The 17,042-nt window shown below is 66.5% G+C and carries 18 protein-coding genes; 9 read left to right on the forward strand and 9 right to left on the reverse strand.

The genetic code is table 11. The annotated features are described in order from the left end of the window. The first annotated feature begins 20 nt into the window (after positions 1–20). Entirely contained in the window at positions 21–851 is an 831-nt protein-coding gene (locus G6N38_RS03985) for an SDR family NAD(P)-dependent oxidoreductase (RefSeq protein ID WP_163746350.1), read from the forward strand. A gap of 4 nt (positions 852–855) precedes the next feature. Here G6N38_RS03985 and G6N38_RS03990 read toward each other — a convergent pair whose 3' ends face one another. Continuing rightward, a complete protein-coding gene (locus tag G6N38_RS03990; RefSeq protein WP_170314201.1) occupies positions 856–1,695 on the reverse strand; it encodes a glycine betaine ABC transporter substrate-binding protein in 840 nt (279 codons plus the stop codon). A gap of 23 nt (positions 1,696–1,718) precedes the next feature. Beyond that, positions 1,719–2,888 (reverse strand): NAD(P)-dependent malic enzyme, encoded by a 1,170-nt coding sequence (locus tag G6N38_RS03995; protein ID WP_163746352.1) that lies wholly within the window; start codon positions 2,886–2,888, stop codon positions 1,719–1,721. 138 nt (positions 2,889–3,026) lie between these two features. Here G6N38_RS03995 and G6N38_RS04000 point away from each other — a divergent pair, with 138 nt between their 5' ends. Then, positions 3,027–4,133, forward strand: a complete 1,107-nt coding sequence (locus G6N38_RS04000; protein WP_163746353.1) for a magnesium and cobalt transport protein CorA — start codon at positions 3,027–3,029, stop codon at positions 4,131–4,133. Between the two features lie 21 nt (positions 4,134–4,154). Here the strand turns inward: G6N38_RS04000 and G6N38_RS04005 are convergent, their stop codons facing one another. The 6 genes from G6N38_RS04005 to G6N38_RS04030 all read right to left on the reverse strand — a co-directional run bounded on the left by G6N38_RS04005 (position 4,155) and on the right by G6N38_RS04030 (position 9,812). After that, complete coding sequence (locus tag G6N38_RS04005; protein WP_163746354.1) at positions 4,155–4,751, reverse strand: suppressor of fused domain protein; 597 nt, start codon at positions 4,749–4,751, stop codon at positions 4,155–4,157. Then, entirely contained in the window at positions 4,752–5,924 is a 1,173-nt protein-coding gene (locus G6N38_RS04010) for an ABC transporter ATP-binding protein (protein WP_163746355.1), read from the reverse strand. 11 nt (positions 5,925–5,935) lie between these two features. Next, on the reverse strand, positions 5,936–6,772 hold the full coding sequence (locus G6N38_RS04015) for a carbohydrate ABC transporter permease (RefSeq protein WP_163746356.1): 837 nt from the start codon (positions 6,770–6,772) through the stop codon (positions 5,936–5,938). After that, positions 6,773–7,696 (reverse strand): carbohydrate ABC transporter permease, encoded by a 924-nt coding sequence (locus G6N38_RS04020; RefSeq protein WP_163746357.1) that lies wholly within the window; start codon positions 7,694–7,696, stop codon positions 6,773–6,775. Further along, positions 7,693–9,105, reverse strand: coding sequence for an ABC transporter substrate-binding protein (locus G6N38_RS04025; RefSeq protein ID WP_163746358.1), 1,413 nt, complete (start codon positions 9,103–9,105; stop codon positions 7,693–7,695). The genes G6N38_RS04020 and G6N38_RS04025 overlap by 4 nt, the downstream gene beginning before the upstream one ends. 188 nt (positions 9,106–9,293) lie before the next feature. Next, the gene (locus tag G6N38_RS04030) at positions 9,294–9,812 is read right to left on the reverse strand and encodes a general stress protein (protein WP_163746359.1); all 519 of its coding nucleotides are present in this window, start codon (positions 9,810–9,812) and stop codon (positions 9,294–9,296) included. A gap of 151 nt (positions 9,813–9,963) precedes the next feature. On the opposite strand from G6N38_RS04030, the gene G6N38_RS04035 reads away from it, so the two are divergent. Further along, positions 9,964–10,554 carry a DUF4190 domain-containing protein gene (locus tag G6N38_RS04035; RefSeq protein ID WP_163746360.1) on the forward strand — a complete coding sequence of 197 codons (591 nt, stop codon included), beginning with the start codon at positions 9,964–9,966 and terminating at the stop codon, positions 10,552–10,554. A 4-nt stretch (positions 10,555–10,558) separates the two neighbouring features. Beyond that, positions 10,559–11,023, forward strand: a complete 465-nt coding sequence (locus tag G6N38_RS04040) for a DUF4190 domain-containing protein (protein ID WP_163746361.1) — start codon at positions 10,559–10,561, stop codon at positions 11,021–11,023. Positions 11,024–11,029: 6 nt separating this feature from the next. Here the strand turns inward: G6N38_RS04040 and G6N38_RS04045 are convergent, their stop codons facing one another. Then, entirely contained in the window at positions 11,030–11,998 is a 969-nt protein-coding gene (locus G6N38_RS04045; RefSeq protein ID WP_163746362.1) for an HpcH/HpaI aldolase/citrate lyase family protein, read from the reverse strand. A gap of 24 nt (positions 11,999–12,022) precedes the next feature. On the opposite strand from G6N38_RS04045, the gene G6N38_RS04050 reads away from it, so the two are divergent. The 5 genes from G6N38_RS04050 (at position 12,023) to G6N38_RS04070 (ending at position 17,038) form a co-directional block, all read left to right on the forward strand. Then, positions 12,023–13,330: a magnesium transporter MgtE N-terminal domain-containing protein gene (locus G6N38_RS04050; RefSeq protein ID WP_163746363.1), complete on the forward strand. Its 1,308-nt coding sequence runs from the start codon at positions 12,023–12,025 to the stop codon at positions 13,328–13,330. Next, positions 13,327–13,866, forward strand: coding sequence for a DUF1003 domain-containing protein (locus G6N38_RS04055; RefSeq protein WP_163746364.1), 540 nt, complete (start codon positions 13,327–13,329; stop codon positions 13,864–13,866). Before G6N38_RS04050 ends, G6N38_RS04055 begins: the two co-directional genes overlap by 4 nt. Positions 13,867–13,984: 118 nt before the next feature. After that, positions 13,985–15,163 (forward strand): lytic transglycosylase domain-containing protein, encoded by a 1,179-nt coding sequence (locus G6N38_RS04060; RefSeq protein ID WP_163751787.1) that lies wholly within the window; start codon positions 13,985–13,987, stop codon positions 15,161–15,163. Positions 15,164–15,258: 95 nt separating this feature from the next. After that, entirely contained in the window at positions 15,259–15,906 is a 648-nt protein-coding gene (locus G6N38_RS04065; RefSeq protein ID WP_163746365.1) for a VC0807 family protein, read from the forward strand. Continuing rightward, positions 15,893–17,038: an Mrp/NBP35 family ATP-binding protein gene (locus tag G6N38_RS04070; RefSeq protein WP_163746366.1), complete on the forward strand. Its 1,146-nt coding sequence runs from the start codon at positions 15,893–15,895 to the stop codon at positions 17,036–17,038. The genes G6N38_RS04065 and G6N38_RS04070 overlap by 14 nt, the downstream gene beginning before the upstream one ends. The last annotated feature ends 4 nt before the right edge of the window (positions 17,039–17,042 follow it).

Consider the following 17,042-nt stretch of genomic DNA (forward strand, 5'->3'; position numbering starts at 1 on the left):
AACAACTCGGAGGAGCGTTCATGCAGGGGTTTGCCGGGAAGGTAGCGGTGGTGACCGGGGCCGGGTCGGGCATCGGTCAGGCATTGGCGATCGAGCTGGGTCGCTCGGGCGCCAAGCTCGCGATCAGCGATATCGACACCGAGGGCTTGGCGGTGACCGAGGAGCGCCTCAAGGCGATCGGCGTCGAGGTCAAGGCGGATCGTCTGAACGTCACCGAACGCGAGGCCTTCCAGGCCTACGCCGACGGCGTCAAGGCGCACTTCGGCAAGGTCAACCAGATCTACAACAACGCCGGGATCGCGTTCTCTGGCGATGTCGAGATCAGCCAGTACAAGGACATCGAGCGGGTGATGGATGTCGACTTCTGGGGCGTCGTCAACGGCACCAAGGCCTTCCTGCCGTACCTGATCGAGTCCGGTGACGGTCACGTCGTCAACGTCTCCAGCCTCTTCGGGATCTTCTCGGTGCCCGGCCAAGCCGCCTACAACGCGGCCAAGTTCGCGGTTCGCGGGTTCACCGAGGCGTTGCGCCAGGAGATGATCCTGGCCAAGCACCCGGTGAAGGTGACCACGGTGCACCCCGGCGGGATCAAGACCGCCATCGCCCGCAATTCCACCGTCGCCGAAGGACTCGACCAGGCCGAGATGGCGAAGGCATTCGACAAGAAGCTGGCCCGCACGACGCCGGAACGCGCCGCCGTCATCATCCTCGACGCGGTACGCAAGAACCGGGCTCGGGTGCTGGTCGGCGCCGACGCCAAGATACTCGACGTGATCGTCCGGATCACCGGCTCGGGCTACCAGCAGCTGTTCTCCACGGTGCTACCCAAGCTCGCCCCGCCGATGCGCTGAATCCTCAGCGGCCCAACGGGTGTGCCGACAACCAGTCCTCGGCGACTGACTGCGGATCCCGGCCCTCGGCGACGTGCTGGCGCATGTCGACCAGGGAGCCGGTGTCCAGCACGCCGGCGATTTCGTTGATCGCACGGACCTGCTGTTCGTCGAGTCCATTGCGCCGATACAGCGGCACGATGTTCTCCGCCATCACCAGCGCGGGTTTGCGGTCGGCGAGCACCACAAACTCACTGGGCATGCCGGCGTCGGCGGTGTTGGTCCAACCGGCCGTGATCTCCCCGGCTCGCAGCGCATCGAACATCGTTGTCTGGTCCGGGAATTCGCGCGGCGGCGCCCACGTGCAGCCGCCCACCGCGGGAGGCAGCCCGGGGGTGTGCGCGACAGCTCCCACCCGTAACCCGGCACAATGACTCACCAGGGCGGTGAGGTCGCGGCTGCCCCACGCCGTGACGGTCGCGTCGGTGACGGCAAGCGCAGGCTTGTCCTCGGCTGAGGTGGTGTAGTCGCCGGCGGCGACTCCTTCCGGCAGCACCCCGACCATCGCGCGATACACCTGCGAATCCGATCGGACCGTCGTGCCGGGGGCGAACTGCCGCAGCAGCCGGCCGGTGAATCCCGGCACCACGCTGACCGCGCCGGAATCCAGTGCCGCCAGCGGATCGTCGACGATCTGCACGTGCGCGGCGCTGCCGTACGAGCGCAGTGCCGCAGCATACAGCTGGGCCAGCAGGGTCATCTCCGGGTCGGCCGTCGCACCGACCGCCAACGACGGACCCGGCGCCGGCGATCCGCACGCCACGACCGCCAGAGCCAGCAGTCCCAGCACCAGCCGGCGAAACATCGTCGGCCTCAAGAGGTTTCGCCTTAGGCCTCGGATGCCGCGGCCACCGCAGCGGCCACCGCGGGTCCCACCCGGGGGTCCAGCGGGCTCGGCACGATGTGATCAGCCGCCAGGTCATCACCGACGACGGAGAAAATCGCCTCTGCCGCTGCGACTTTCATCTTCTCGGTGATCCGCCGCGCGCCGGCGTCGAGCGCACCGCGGAACACCCCGGGGAACGCCAGAACATTGTTGATCTGGTTGGGGAAGTCGCTTCGCCCGGTCGCCACAATGGCGGCGTGCTTGCGCGCAGCGTCCGGGTGGATCTCGGGGTCCGGGTTGGACATCGCGAACACGATGCCGCCCGGCGTCATCGTCGCGATCAACTCCTCGGGAACGAGTCCGGCCGAGACCCCCATGAATACGTCCGCGCCCTTGAGCGCCTCGGCGATTCCACCAGTGAGCCCCCGTGGGTTGGTCCGCGTCGCCAGCTCTGCCTTAACCGAGTTCATGTCGTCGCGGCCGCTGTGCAAGATGCCCTGACTGTCCAGCACCGTGATGTCGGTGATGCCCGCAGCCAGCAGGATGTTCGTGCACGCGACGCCCGCGGCACCCGCACCCGACATGACCACCTTCAGCGTGTGCATGTCGCGATCGAGAAACTTGGTGGCGCCCAGCAGCGCGGCGAGTACCACGATCGCGGTGCCGTGCTGGTCGTCGTGCATGACCGGGCAGTCCAGTGCCTCGATCAGGCGCTGCTCGATCTCGAAGCACCGGGGCGCGGAGATGTCCTCGAGGTTGACGGCACCGAACGTCGGGCGCAGCCGGATGATCGTCTCGACGATCTCGTCGGGATCCTTCGTGTCGAGCACGATGGGGATCGAGTCCAGGCCGCCGAACGTCTTGAACAGCGCGGACTTGCCCTCCATCACCGGCAGCGAGGCGGCGGGACCGATGTCGCCGAGGCCGAGGACGGCGGTACCGTCGCTGATCACCGCGACCAGGCGATTGGCCCAGGTGTACTTCTTGGCCAGGGTGTGGTCGGACGCGATCGCGCGGCTGACCTGGGCTACGCCCGGGGTGTAGGCGATCGACAGGGCGCGCTGGGTGTCCAGCGGCGCCTTCAGTTCGACGGACAGCTTCCCGCCGACGTGAGCGGCGAAGATCTCTTCGTCGTCGATTGCGACGCGGGGAGTACTCACTGTTTCGGACACGGCGTCAGGGTACTCGCCCCCGAAACCTCACCGGGCAGGGTTCCCCCGCGCTGAACTACGCCAGGAAAGCTACTGGCGCGTAGCATTTCCACACGGGCCCACCGGGGCCTCACCCGCCGCGCGAGGGGAGGTCGCAACATGCCGTCGTTCCGCTCTTTGCCACCGTCGCTACTCGGTCCCGGCCGATCCTCATCGCCCGCTGAGGTCGATGCCCGACGTATCCATGTGCCGGTCGCGCGCGCCATGGTCGACTGTGCGATCTACGTCGAGGGAGAACGCCTGCCGGGCAAGTACACCCACGCGGCTGCACTGGCCAAAGTTCACGAGCTCGAGGCCGAGGGGCAGAAGGCGTTCGTGTGGCTGGGGCTGCATGAGCCCGACGAGCATCAGATGGAGTCGGTGGCCCACACCTTCAACCTGCATCCGATCGCGGTTGAAGACGCCGTGCACGCCCATCAGCGGCCCAAGGTGGAGCGCTATGACGACGCGCTGTTCCTGATCGTCAAGACGGTGAAGTACGTGCCGCACGAATCCGTGGCGCAGGCCCGCCAGATCGTCGAGACCGGCGAGATCATGGTGTTCGTCGGAGCCGACTACGTGGTGACCGTCCGCCACGGTGACCACACCGGCCTGGCCGGACTACGCCATCACCTGGAAAGCGAACACCTCCAGCTCGCCCTTGGCCCGTACGCGGTGATGCACGGTATCGCCGAGCATGTCGTCGAGAGCTACCTCGATGTCGCACGCCTGATGGAGTGCGACATCGACACGATCGAGGAAGAGGCCTTCTCCCCCGACCTCAAGACCGATATCGCGCAGATCTACATGCTCAAGCGCGAGGTCGTCGAGATGCGGCGCGCGGTGTTTCCGTTGACCGGCGCGCTGCAGAAAATCACCAGCGAGCACAAAGACTTGATGACCAAGGAAGTGCTGCGCTACATGCGCGACGTGCTCAGCTTGCAGACACAGGCCGGTGACCAGATCTCGAGCTACGACGAGTTGCTCAGCTCCCTGGTGCAGGCCGAGCTCGCCAAAGTGGGTCTGCAACAGAACCTCGACATGCGCAAGATCTCGGCGTGGGTGGCGATCGCGGCGGTGCCGACGATGATCGCCGGCATCTATGGCATGAACTTCGAGCACATGCCCGAGCTGTCGTGGGCGTATGGCTATCCGGCGGTGCTGGCGCTGATGGTGACCGTCTGCGGGTTCCTGTATTTCAATTTCCGCCGCAACCACTGGCTGTAGAACGAACTCCGGCGTCAGCCGCTACCCCGGCTGGGCCGCACGACGATTCGGATCCAGCACGTCGACACCGTCGTCGAGCCATGCCTGGCGCATCGCATCGGCACCCTTGAGCCGTATCCACGCGGCCTCAGTCGGGGTGACGGGTACCGCTGCCAGAAAGCGAACCGGCTCCCGGGGCGCCTCCAACGGCAGGTCGGCGATGGCCGAATCACCAAGCAGCACAGCGGTGAACGCGGCACCATCCCACAGCGGCGCGGACAGGTCGATCAACGCATCGGCAACCAGAACGACGCCTTCGACAGCCGGCGTCGCCGCCACCACGGCCAGGCTGCGGGCCAACCCGGTGGTGGGGGTGGCGGCGCGCAGCGAGAGGACGACCTCGGCCCGCGGGCCGCGCAACGGGTCGGCCACGCCCGACGTCGGCTCAGTCATCGGGTGCCGTGAACACCCAAGTGTCACATAGTGAGCCACGCCGTCCGGGTTCGGCCCGAACCGCAACACTTCGAGACGTTCGAGACCCAGGAAGGTCACACTCGCCGAATCCGGCTCGGCTTCGATCCCGGCCTCGGTGAAGTGGCCGCGCACGTGAGCGCGGACCGGATCCAGGGGCTGGCTCACTTAGACCGACGGCGGGATCGTCAGGTTCACACCACTGTCAGCGTCGAAGATGTGCAACTTGGTGGTGTCGAACGCCAACTCGATGGTTTGCCCGATGGCGACCTTCGACTCCGCGGAAAGTCTTGCCACGAACTCGTTCTCGCCGGCACCGGTCTCCGAGGCCAACTCCGCCAGCTGCGCAGACTTGGCGCCGTCGCCAGAGGTCGTGAAGTACACGTACTTGTCGGCCCCCAGCGACTCGACCAGGTCGACCTTCACCTCAAAGGTCAACGCACGGATGCGCTCGTAGGCGTCGAGCAACGCGGCGTCTTCGAAGTTCTCGGGGCGCACCCCGACAATGACGTTGGCCGGCTTGGGATGCCGAGCGACCACGTCCTGGATCGCCTGTCCCAACGTCACCTCACCGAACGGCAGCTGCAACCCCATATCGGTGAGCGTGGCCGGGAAGAAATTCATCGCGGGCGAGCCGATGAACCCGGCGACGAACAGGTTCGCCGGCCGCTCGTAGAGCTCCTCGGGGGTGCCGATCTGCTGTGCCTGCCCGGCACGCAGCACCACGACCCGATCACCGAGCGTCATCGCCTCGGTCTGATCGTGGGTGACGTAGACGGTGGTGGTGCCCAGCCGGTTCTGCAACCGGGCAATCTCACCGCGCATCTGGACGCGCAACTTGGCGTCCAGGTTGCTCAACGGCTCGTCCATCAAGAACGCCTTGGGCTGGCGCACGATCGCGCGGCCCATCGCCACCCGCTGGCGCTGCCCGCCGGACAACTGCGAAGGCTTGCGGTCGAGAAGTTCGGACAGATCAAGAATTTTCGCCGTCTCCTCGACCTTCTGGGCGATCTCGGCCTTGCTCAGCTTGGCCAGCGTCAGCGGGAAGGCGATGTTCTGCCGAACCGTCATATGCGGGTAGAGCGCGTAGGACTGGAAGACCATCGCAATGTCGCGGTCGCGGGGCGCCTTCTCGTTGACCCGGCTGCCGCCGATACGCAGCTCCCCGGAACTGATCTCTTCGAGCCCGGCGATCATGTTCAGTGTGGTCGACTTGCCGCAGCCGGACGGGCCGACCAGGATGACGAACTCGCCGTCGGCGATCGTCAGGCTGAGGTCCTTCACGGCGATTGCGCCGTCCGGGTAACTCTTGGTGACATGGTCCAGAACGATCTCGGCCATCGAAAACCTCGCTACCCCTTCACCGCGCCGGACGTCAGCCCGGCGACGATCCGTCGTTGGAAGATGAGAACGAACACGATGATCGGCACCGTGATCACCATCGCGCCCGCGGCGATCGAGCCGGTCGGCTCCTCGAATTGCGAGCTGCCGGTGAAGTTCGCAATGGCCACCGGCGCGGTGATCGCGGCGTTGGTGGCCGTCAGCGACAGCGCCAGCAGCAAGTCGTTCCAGGCGAAGATGAACACCAGGATGGCCGCCGTCACGATGCCCGGCGCAGCCAGTGGTGCGATCACCCGGCGGAACGCTTGAGCCGGTGTCGCGCCATCCATCTTGGCGGCCTTCTCCAGATCCCAAGGGATCTCCCGGAAGAACGCCGACAGGGTATAAATCGCCAGTGGCAGCGCGAACGTGATGTAGGGGATGATCAGCCCCGGCCAGGTGTCGAACAATCCGAGCCGGCGTTCAATGTTGAACAGTGGCGTCACCAGTGAGATCTGGGGGAACATCGCGATCAGCAGTGCCGCCCCGATGAGCGCCTTCTTGCCCGTGAACTCCAGCCGGGCTACGGCGTAGGCCGCCATCCCGCCGATGACGACCGCGATCACCGTGGTGATGAGGCCGATGCCGATCGAGTTGATCAGCGCGGAGCTGAATGCGTCGCCCTTGAAGATGCCCTTGTAATTGTCGAAGGTGATCTGCGACGGGATCAGCTTGCCGTCCTTGACGGTTGACGTGGGCTTGAGTGACAGGCTCAGGATCCACAACACCGGGAAGAGCGCGTAGACCACCACAAGGGCATCAATGATGACCCAGCTCGCCGCCCGCCGGGCGCCAACCCGCTCAGACATCTAGCGCACCTCGTTGTCCGTGCCCGGCGCCGATGCGCCGAACAGCTTGATGTAGATGAACGCGATGACAGCCACCGATCCGAATACCAGCACGCTGATCGCCGAGCCCAGCCCGATGTTGAAGGCCTTGAACAGGTTGTCGTAGCCCAGGATCGACACCGAGGCGGTGTCGTTGGCACCGGCGGTGAGCACATAGATATTGTCGAAGATGCGGAACGCGTCAAGCGTGCGGAACACCAGCGCCACCAGGATCGCCGGCTTGATCAACGGCAGCGTCACCTTGATCAGTCGCGTCCAGGGGCCGGCCCCGTCTACCTGGGCGGCCTTGAGCAGATCCTCGGGCACCAGTGCCAAACCGGCGAGCAACAACAGCGCCATGAACGGTGTGGTCTTCCAGACCTCGGCAAGGATGATGATGGCCAGCGACGGAATCTGTTGCGTCAGTGGCGCGCTGCCGTCAGGAAGCAGATTGGCAAGGTACCCGGTGCCCGGCGTCCAGGCGTAATACCAGCTGTACGAGGCGGCGACGGTGACGATGCCGTACGGAATCAGGATCGCGGTGCGCACCAGCCCTTTGCCGAAAATGGTGCGGTGCATGACAAGTGCTAGCGCCATGCCCAGGACGAACTCGATGGCCACCGAGATCACCGTGATGACCAACGTGACGACGAACGCCGTCCACCAGTACTTGTCGCTCAAGATGGTCTGGTAATTCTCGAACCAGATGAACTTCGTGTCGGCCGGGCTGGCGAGGTTGTAGCGCTGCAGGCTCAGCCACAGGGCGTACACGATCGGGTATGCGGTCACCGCCAGCATCAGCACGACGGCCGGGGTGATCAGCAGATAGGCAAGCCTGCGTTGGGACCGGCGGTCGTCGCTGCGGGCCGCAGCAGTCGGCGCGGGGCGGGGTGTCGCGGCCGTCATGGGATCAGCCCCTTCCCATCGATCGCCTTCTGCACCTGCGCAGTGAGCTCATCCGCGGTCTTCTCCGGATCGATCTGGGTGATCGGGGCCAGCGTGGCCGAGATGCGGGTTGACACCGCCTGATAGTTCGGCGTCGCCGGGCGCACCGCCGCGGTTGTCAGCTGATCGCGGATGATCGCGTACTGCGGATACTTCTTCTGGAACTCCGGGTCCGAGTACAGCGAAGTGCGTACCGCGGGCAGGCCGCCCTCGATCGAGGTGTATTTCTGGTTCTCCAGATTCCGAATGCAACGGACGGCTTCGAACGCCTCAACCGGATGACGGGTGGTCTTGGCCACCGCAATATTCAGCCCACCCAGGGTGACGCGGGTGGGCTGGCCCGGGATCACTCCCGGGTACGGCGCGAACCCAAACACCTCTTTGGACGCATCGAAGGCGACCGTGAATTGGTCGTCGGTTGGCGAGAAGGTGCCGGCATCGTTGATGCTGCCCGCGAGTTCCGGCTTGTCGTTGAGCGGCAGGAACGGCACACCACCCTTGACCGCGTTCTCCAGCATCGAGGCGAAAACGAACGGCCAGTTGACCTCCAGCGCTGCTTTGCCCTGCTCGAGGGCCAGTCGTGCGGTGCCCTCGTCGGTCTGGGTGACCGACGGGTCGGCGCCCGGCGCGGTCGCCACCGCTTTGATGATCTGGAGCGCCTTGACGGTCGCCGCCCGGTGCTCAGGGGTGTCAGTCAAGGTGACCTGTTTGCCATCCTCGGAAAGAACCTGTCCCCCAGCACTTTCCAGCAAAGTGTTGAACCACACGACCAGGCCTTCGTATTGCTTCGCCTGCACGGCTATCCAGCTGGGTTTACCCTCGGCGTGCAGCCGGGTAGCTTCGGCCACCATACCGTCCCAGGTGTCCGGTGGCGGCGCAACCAAATCCGCTCGGTACCAAAGTAATTGGGTGTTGGTCGTGACCGGTGCTGCGAACAGCTTATTCTGCCACTTCGCCGTTTCCAGCGGACCGGGCAGGGTGTTCTCCGTCGCGTCCGCCTCGGCCTGCCCGGCAGGATCGTCGGACAATGGCAATGCCCAACCGGCCTCGGCGAACTCCGCGGTCCACACCACGTCCAGTGCCATCAGATCGAGCGTCCGGTCGTTACCGGTCAGCCTGCGCGCTAGTTGCAGCCGCTGGTCGTCGGCAGCCTTGGGCAGGCTGCGTTGTTCAATGCGAAACCGGCCGCCGAGTTCGTCGTTGCAACGTTTGGCGACGGCTGTAAAAGTCGCCGTCTCGCTGGCCGGTGTGTAAAAGCTGACAACGACGCCATGGTCACCGGAGCCGCATGAGGACACCACCGATGCGCATGTCAGAGCGGCGATCGCGGCCGCACCCACCCGCCGAGCGCGTGTGCCTTGGCAAGCCATCAGCAACCGCCTCCCGTGTTCTCGACTCGTGACGCAACTGTCCCCGTTTCGGGGCACGGTGCATCACGACAGGGCATTACCCCGCGGCCAAACCGTAGAACCCCTGCGGCGTGATACGCAACACTCCCACGCCGTGTGCCTCGAAATCGTGACCCCCTGGGCGACGACGCGGGTCACGATTGGCGGGTCTAAATCGTCAAGCGCGCCAGCATGTCCCGCGCCTTCTCGGCGCTCTGCGGATCACACAGCACGTCGTATCGGCCCGCCACCAACTGCATGGTCGAACTGAAATCCCTTGTGCCACGGGCCATCGCATATGGAACAGCTGATGTGATCAGTCCGAAGATCACGCCTGCGACCACACCGGTGATCAGCGATGCCCACGGGTTAGGGCTGAAGAACCCCAGCACCAGGCCGATGAAGATGCCCAGCCAGGCGCCGGTGATCACCCCGCCGCCGAGCACTTTGGGCCAGGACAGCCGGCCCGTGACCCGCTCGACCTGCATCAAATCGACACCGACGATGGTCACCTGTTGCACGGGGAACTGCTCGTCGGACAGATAGTCGACGGCCTTTTGGGCCTCGGCGTAGGTGGGATAGGAACCGATCGGCCAGCCCTTGGGCGGGGTCGGCAGGCTCACCGGACCGCGACGGGACCCGGCGGACGCTCCGCCGGGGTTCTGACCGGGCGGGAAGGGGCTGGTCATATCTGCTCATTCTCCTGTCGTGCGCGCCGTTTGTCGCGTCGTGCCTGCCCGCGGCAGGCGGTCCTATGCCTGCTCAACGTGCCGCGGCAGGCGATGGTGCCCCACGACGAGTCAGTCTCGGGCCACCTGCACATACGCTAGGTTGATCAGCATGACAGCTTCCGGCGGCGACTCCGGCGAAAAGGCGCAGAACGCGGCCGATCAGAGCCCTTCGGAAGGGACCTACGAAGCGCCGGCGATCGAGCACAGCACACCGCCTGCCGGCGGTGAGGCCGCTCCGTCGGGGTACGAGCCGTCCCCGCCTGCCTACGAAGCCCCGAGCGTGTACCCACCGCCGTCGGGCTACCCCGCGCCCAGCTATCCGCCGCCGGCCCCCGGGGGTTACGGGGCACCAGGCTATTCCGAGCCGGCACCGTACTACCCGGGCTACCCGGGTCCGCAAGGCGCAGCGACCTATCCGCCGCCGCCTCCGCAATACGGCGGGGCACCCGTCCCGGGCGGTTACGGGTATCCGGCTGCACAACCGGGAACCAACACCTTGGCGATCTCGTCGCTGGTGGCCTCTGTCGTGGGCGTGTTGTGCGGCATCGGCGCAATCGTCGGAATCGTGCTCGGCGTCATTGCCCTCAACCAGATCAAGCAATCCCGTGAGGGCGGCTACGGCCTGGCGGTCGCGGGGATCGTGGTGGGCGCCGCAACGGTGGTCCTCAACATCATCTGGTTGAGCTTCGTGTGGAGCTGACCCGATGACCAATCCCCCACTCCCCGAAGGCACACCGCCGCCCACCGATCCCTACACCCCGGTCGACTATCCGGCGCACTACCCACAGCAGCCGCCGCCGGTATACCCGTCGCCGTATCCGCCTCCGACCGGTTTTGGATACCCGCCGCCGGGCTACCCTCCGCCGGGATACTGCGGTTACCCCGCAGATCCCTACGATCCGTACCGGCCCACCAAACCGCCGGGCACCAACGGCAAGGCCATTGCCGCGCTGGTGAGCTCGGTGGCCGGTCTAGCGTGCTGCTTTCCCGCGATCGCCGGGCTCATTCTTGGGATCATCGCGATGCGCGAAACCAAGCGCACCGGCCAGGACGGCTACGGACTCGCGCTCGCCGGCACGATCGTCGGTGGCCTCGTCATAGCCGGCGGCGTGCTCTATGTCCTGTTCTTCATCATCATGGCCGCCAACTCCGCGTCGTACGCGACGTAGCCGCGCCTAGGCGGGCGGCACAAACCGCTCGCCGTCGCGCGTCATACCGGCCGCCCGCCCCTTGCCTGCGATCACCAGCGCCATCTTGCGGCTGGCTTCGTCGATCATCTCGTCGCCGAGCATCACCGCGCCACGGGCACCACCAGCCTTCGAGGTATGCCAGTCATACGCTTCGAGAATCAGCTCAGCACGGTCGTATTCGGCTTGGCGGGGACTGAAGATCTCATTGCCCGCCGCGATCTGATCGGGGTGCAGCACCCATTTGCCGTCGTACCCCAGCGCCGCGGCGCGCCCGGCCACCCGCCGGAACGCCGCCACGTCACGCACCTTCAGATACGGTCCGTCGACCGCCGCGAGCCCGTGCGCGCGCGCCGCCACCAGGATGGTCATCAGCACGTGGTGGTAGGCATCGCCGACGTCGTAGCCCTCGGGCTGCTCGCCCACCACCAGGGTGCGCATGTTGAGGCTGGCCATCAGATCGGCCGGACCGAGCACCAGCGCCTGAACCCGTGGCGAAGCCGCAATCGCGTCGATGTTGGTCAGCCCCTTGGCATCTTCGATCTGCGCATCGATCCCGATCTGCCCGAGCGGCAATCCGTGCGTCAGCTCCAGCTGGGTCAGCAACAGATCCAGTGCATGGACGTGGCTGGCGTCGGTCACCTTCGGCAACACGATCACGTCAAGGTGGCCGTCGCGCGCGGACGCGACCGCGGAAACCACATCGATCACATCGGCATGCGTCCACGGTGTGGTCCAGTCGTTGACCCGCACACCGCGCAACTGGCCCGCCCAACCCGGGCTTGCCAGCGCCGCACCCACCTGTGTGCGGGCCTGCGCCTTGGCATCTGGTGCCACCGCGTCCTCCAGGTCGAGGAACACTTCGTCGGCAGGAAGACCCTTGGCCTTCTCGATCATCTTGAGATTGCTGCCCGGAACTGACAGGCACGTTCGACGGGGTCGGTAGGCGTTCTCCACGCTTACACTCCTACCCTTTGAGTCATGGCGTCGATGAACAGGGTCTATGCGGCGCGACTGGCCGGGCTGGTCGTGCTCGGGCCGGACGGAGAATCCCTCGGCCGGGTTCGTGACGTCGTGATCAGTATGAGCATCGTCCGCCACCAACCGCGTGTTCTCGGCCTGGTGGTCGAATTGCTCACCCGGCGAAGGATTTTCGTTCCCATCCTGCGGGTCACTGCCATCGAGCCGAATGCGGTCACACTCAACACCGGCAATGTGTCGCTGCGCCGTTTCTCGCAGCGCCCCGGCGAGGTCCTGGTGCTCGGCCAGGTTCTGGACAGCAGGGTCCGGGTTAACGACCCCGAGTTGCCGCAGATCGCCGGCGTGGACGTGATCGTCGTCGATCTGGGCATCGAGCAGAGCCGGGTCCGGGATTGGGTGGTCACCCGCGTGGCGGTGCGCAGTCTGCGTCGGCTGGGCCGGCGTTCGACGGTCCAGGTGGTGGACTGGGACAACGTGGCCGGCCTGACCCCGTCCGCGCTGGCGATGCCCGGCCAGGGGGTGGCCCAGCTGCTGCACCAGTTCGAAGGCCGACGTCCGATCGAGGTGGCCGATGCGATCCGCGATCTACCGGACAAACGCCGCACCGAGGTGATCAACGCACTCGATGACGAGCGGCTGGCCGACATCCTTCAGGAACTACCCGAGGACTACCAGAGCATGCTGCTGTTCCAGCTGGACACCGAGCGGGCAGCCGACGTGCTGGAGGCCATGGAACCCGATGACGCGGCCGACCTGCTCGGTGTGCTGAATCCGACCGAGGCCGAGGTGCTGCTGCGCCGAATGGATCCCGAGGACTCCGAACCGGTCCGACGGTTGTTGAGCCACTCACCCGACACGGCGGGTGGTCTGATGACCTCCGATCCGGTGGTGCTCGCACCGGACACCACGGTCGCTGAGGCGCTGGCGCGGGTGCGTGATCCCGATCTGACGCCGGCGCTCGCGTCGCTGGTGTTTGTCGTACGCCCGCCGACAGCCACCCCCACCGGCCGCTACCTGGGCTGTGTGCACCTACAGGCACTGCTGCGTGAACCGCCAGCCAACCTGGTCAGCGGCATCGTCGACTCCGATCTGCCGAGCCTGGCCCCCGGCACCTCGCTGACCGGGGTGACGCGGTACTTCGCCGCCTACAACTTGGTCTGCGGTCCGGTCGTCGACGAGCAGAGCCACCTGTTGGGCGCGGTGTCTGTCGACGATGTGCTCGACCATCTGCTGCCCGACGACTGGCGGGAGAGCTTCGAGGATCCGCAGCCGTCCCACCAGGCGACCAGCGCAGAGGGGACGTTATGAGCGACCCGCGTCAGCGGCTCGACACCCCCCGCACCTCGCGGCGGCCGGTTTTCAACCTCGACCCCGAGGCGGTCGGCCGGTTCAGCGAGTCGATCGCCCGCTTCCTGGGCACCGGGCGCTATCTGGCCTGGCAGACGATCCTCGTCATCGTCTGGATCGCCCTGAACCTGTTCGCGGTGCGCTGGCAGTGGGACCCCTATCCGTTCATCTTGCTGAACCTGGCGTTCTCCACCCAGGCCGCCTACGCGGCGCCGCTGATCCTGCTGGCGCAGAACCGGCAGGAGAACCGGGACCGGGTCTCGCTCGAGGAAGACCGCCGGCGCTCCGAGCAGACGAAGGCCGACACCGAATTCCTGGCCCGTGAGCTCGCATCGCTGCGGTTGGCGGTCGGCGAGGTGGCCACCCGCGATTACCTGCGCCGCGAGCTCGAAGAGCTGCGCGAGTTGCTGGAATCACTGCAAGCCGATAACGGGGCCAGGGTCAAAAAGGACAAGCCCAAGAAAATCAGAGCGACAATCGACGAGGCCAGCTCGTAACCAAGGTGACCAATGGATACCACTGGGGTCACAAAGGTATGTATGGTGACTTCGTTCACAGGGGCATGCTTTCTTTGTTGAGGACGGACGAGTGGGCATAGGAAACCGCGTCACCCGGATGGTGCGGAAACCTGCGTTCGGAATTGCTGTACTCACTCCTGTCGTCCTTGCCGGCGCCGTTGGCGCGGCCCCCGATTTTCCGCATCCGCCGGTCGTCGGCACCGAGGTCACCCCGCTGGCGGCGGTCTCGCCGCAGACCGACACCTCGGGTGTAACCGTCGTCGCGCTGGCCAAGCAGCCAACCAACTTTCACTTCGCCGCGGCAACGCCGTCGGTGCCCCCGCCGGCCATCGTGGTCAGTTCCCCAGGATCCATGCGGATCCCGGCGGTGGCGCTGGCCGCCTACCGCAACGCCGAGCAGGCGATGGCCTCGACCGCGCCCGGCTGCGGACTGAGCTGGAACCTGCTGGCGGGCATTGGCCGCATCGAGTCCGGGCACGCCAACGGCGGTGCCACCGACTCGCGAGGCACCGCGATCAACCCGATTTACGGCCCGACGCTGGACGGAAGCCTGTCCGGCAACGAGGTCATCGTCCAGACCGTCCAGGCCGGGCGGCCCGTCTACGCCCGAGCGATGGGACCCATGCAGTTCCTGCCGGGCACCTGGTCGCGCTACGCCGCAGACGGCGACGGCGACGGTAAGGCCGACCCGCAGAACGTCTACGACGCGGCGCTGGCCGCGGCTCGCTACCTGTGCAGCGGCGGCCTGAACCTGCGCAATCAGTCGCAGGTGCTGACCGCAATCCTGCGGTACAACAACTCGATGGCCTACGCCCAGAACGTGCTGGGTTGGGCCGCCGCCTACGCCACCGGCGTCGAGCCGGTGAATCTGCCGCCGATCGTCGGACCGGCACCGGCCATCGGTGATGCGCACCTGGAGAACCCGGAAGGTTTGGGCCCTGGCTTGCCGCTCAATGCGATCGGCCTGCCGTCCACCGATCCGCTCACCCAGGTGCCGCTGATCAATCTCGGCAACTCCGAGACAGCCGGATCGCTGGCGCTGGGCCCGCTGCCGGGACCGGCAAGCGCGCTGCCGGGGCTGCCCTGCCAGGTGATCTGCCTGGGCACCCAAGCTCCACCACCACCGGTGACAGCCGAGGCCCTGCCCGAAGCTCCGCCGCCGTGGCAGCCGCCCTGGGCGTTGCCGCCCCCGCAGCCGGCACCCGAGCTCGCCCCGGAGGCTCCAGTGGCCCCGCTGCCTGCCGTTCACGGCGCGCTGCCCGGGCCGGCCAGCTAGCTTCTCGAAGCTCACCCCAGGAGCGCGCTCGCCGCCGGGCCGCAGCGTCGGCCAGCACAGCCGCCGGACAGTCAAAGCCGTTAGCGTGAGCTGTTGTGACCGAACGCGGCCCGGGACAGCGTCAGTCGATGCGACCGCTATTTCAGACGGTCCTGGTCGACGTCGCACCCCCGTTGGCGGCGTATTACGGCCTGCGCGCGCTGGGGATGTCCGAGTACCTCGCACTGCTATCTGCCACCGTGCTCTCGGGACTGCGAGTGCTCTATAGCGCGGTTAAAGTCCGACGGCTGGACCCATTCGCCGTCTACCTGCTGATGACATTCGGGCTGAGCCTGGCCGTTGGGCTGTCCACCACGGACCCCAAGCTGGTCCTCGTCGGCAACACCTTCGTCAACGGCCTGGGCGGGTTGATTTTCCTGGGCAGCTGCGTGGTCGGCACTCCGTTGACGCAAGTCGTCGGGGATCGATTCCGGGCCGCCGGAGATGGCCCGAGTACTGCAGACGCCACACACCGTCGGCGGATCCACGTTCGGCTCTCGGCGATGTGGGGCATCGGTCTACTGCTTGAGGTCGTCATCCGCCTGCTGGTGATCGAGACCCTCTCGGTCGATACCGCCAACGGGGTCAACACCGTGATCACCCTCGTCGTCATCGGTCTTCTGGTGCTGGCGACCGTCATGATCGGCCGCCGAAACGCACCGCCCGTCGCAGGACCTACACTCGGCGCTGATGTCCGAACATAATTCCGAACTGCAATCCCAGGTGCGTTCGGCGCTGGCCAAGGTGATCGACCCTGAGCTGCGCAAGCCGATCACCGAGCTCAACATGGTCAAGAGCATCGGCGTCGCCGACGACGGCGCCGTGCACGTCGAGATCTACCTGACCACGTCCGCGTGTCCGAAGAAGGCCGAGATCAGCGAGCGGGTGACCCAGGCCGTCGCCGACGTGCCCGGCACCGCGGCAGTGACCGTGGCGCTGGACGTGATGAACGACGAGCAGCGCACCGAACTGCGTAAACAGCTGCGCGGCGACGCCGCCGAACCGGTGATCCCATTCGCCCAGCCCGGTTCGCTGACCCGGGTGTACGCCGTGGCGTCCGGCAAGGGCGGGGTCGGCAAGTCCAGCGTGACGGTCAACCTCGCCGCGGCGCTGGCCGCGCGCGGCCTGTCGGTCGGGGTGCTCGACGCCGACATCTATGGCCACTCGGTGCCCCGGATGATGGGCACCGACGAGCGGCCAACGCAGGTGGAGTCGATGATCCTGCCGCCGGTCGCCCACGACGTGAAGGTGATCTCGATCGCCCAGTTCACCCAGGGCAACGCGCCGGTGGTGTGGCGCGGGCCGATGCTGCACCGTGCGCTGCAACAGTTCCTGGCCGACGTGTACTGGGGCGATCTCGATGTGCTGCTGCTGGATCTGCCGCCGGGCACCGGTGACGTCGCGATCTCAGTGGCCCAGCTGGTTCCCGGCGCCGAGATCCTGGTGGTGACGACCCCGCAGCTCGCGGCCGCCGAGGTGGCTGAACGCGCCGGTGCGATCGCACTGCAGACCCGGCAGCGCATCGTCGGCGTGGTGGAGAACATGTCCGGGCTGCTGATGCCCGACGGCACGACGATGCAGATCTTCGGCGAGGGTGGCGGCCGCCAGGTCGCCGAGCGGCTCACCCGGGCTGTGGGTGCCGACGTACCGCTGCTGGGCCAGGTGCCGCTGGACCCGGCGCTGGTGTCGGCGGGCGATTCCGGGGTACCGCTGGTGCTCTCGGCGCCCGATTCAGCGGCCGGCAAGGAACTGCGCGGCGTCGCCGACAAGCTGGCGGCGCGGCGGCGCGGACTGGCTGGGATGTCGCTGGGCTTGGACACCACCCGCCACGGCTAAGCGA

This window comes from Mycolicibacterium helvum (assembly GCF_010731895.1).
GTDB classification, from domain to species: domain Bacteria; phylum Actinomycetota; class Actinomycetes; order Mycobacteriales; family Mycobacteriaceae; genus Mycobacterium; species Mycobacterium helvum.

Bases quoted from the DNA above. Each gene is read 5' to 3' on its own strand.
- G6N38_RS03985 (WP_163746350.1), top strand. From the start codon at position 21: ATGCAGGGGTTTGCCGGGAAGGTAGCGGTGGTGACCGGGGCCGGGTCG.
- G6N38_RS03990 (WP_170314201.1), bottom strand. From the start codon at position 1,695: ATGTTTCGCCGGCTGGTGCTGGGACTGCTGGCTCTGGCGGTCGTGGCG.
- G6N38_RS04000 (WP_163746353.1), top strand. From the start codon at position 3,027: ATGCCGTCGTTCCGCTCTTTGCCACCGTCGCTACTCGGTCCCGGCCGA.
- G6N38_RS04010 (WP_163746355.1), bottom strand. From the start codon at position 5,924: ATGGCCGAGATCGTTCTGGACCATGTCACCAAGAGTTACCCGGACGGC.
- G6N38_RS04015 (WP_163746356.1), bottom strand. From the start codon at position 6,772: ATGTCTGAGCGGGTTGGCGCCCGGCGGGCGGCGAGCTGGGTCATCATT.
- G6N38_RS04020 (WP_163746357.1), bottom strand. From the start codon at position 7,696: ATGACGGCCGCGACACCCCGCCCCGCGCCGACTGCTGCGGCCCGCAGC.
- G6N38_RS04025 (WP_163746358.1), bottom strand. From the start codon at position 9,105: ATGGCTTGCCAAGGCACACGCGCTCGGCGGGTGGGTGCGGCCGCGATC.
- G6N38_RS04030 (WP_163746359.1), bottom strand. From the start codon at position 9,812: ATGACCAGCCCCTTCCCGCCCGGTCAGAACCCCGGCGGAGCGTCCGCC.
- G6N38_RS04035 (WP_163746360.1), top strand. From the start codon at position 9,964: ATGACAGCTTCCGGCGGCGACTCCGGCGAAAAGGCGCAGAACGCGGCC.
- G6N38_RS04040 (WP_163746361.1), top strand. From the start codon at position 10,559: ATGACCAATCCCCCACTCCCCGAAGGCACACCGCCGCCCACCGATCCC.
- G6N38_RS04050 (WP_163746363.1), top strand. From the start codon at position 12,023: ATGGCGTCGATGAACAGGGTCTATGCGGCGCGACTGGCCGGGCTGGTC.
- G6N38_RS04055 (WP_163746364.1), top strand. From the start codon at position 13,327: ATGAGCGACCCGCGTCAGCGGCTCGACACCCCCCGCACCTCGCGGCGG.
- G6N38_RS04060 (WP_163751787.1), top strand. From the start codon at position 13,985: ATGGTGCGGAAACCTGCGTTCGGAATTGCTGTACTCACTCCTGTCGTC.
- G6N38_RS04070 (WP_163746366.1), top strand. From the start codon at position 15,893: ATGTCCGAACATAATTCCGAACTGCAATCCCAGGTGCGTTCGGCGCTG.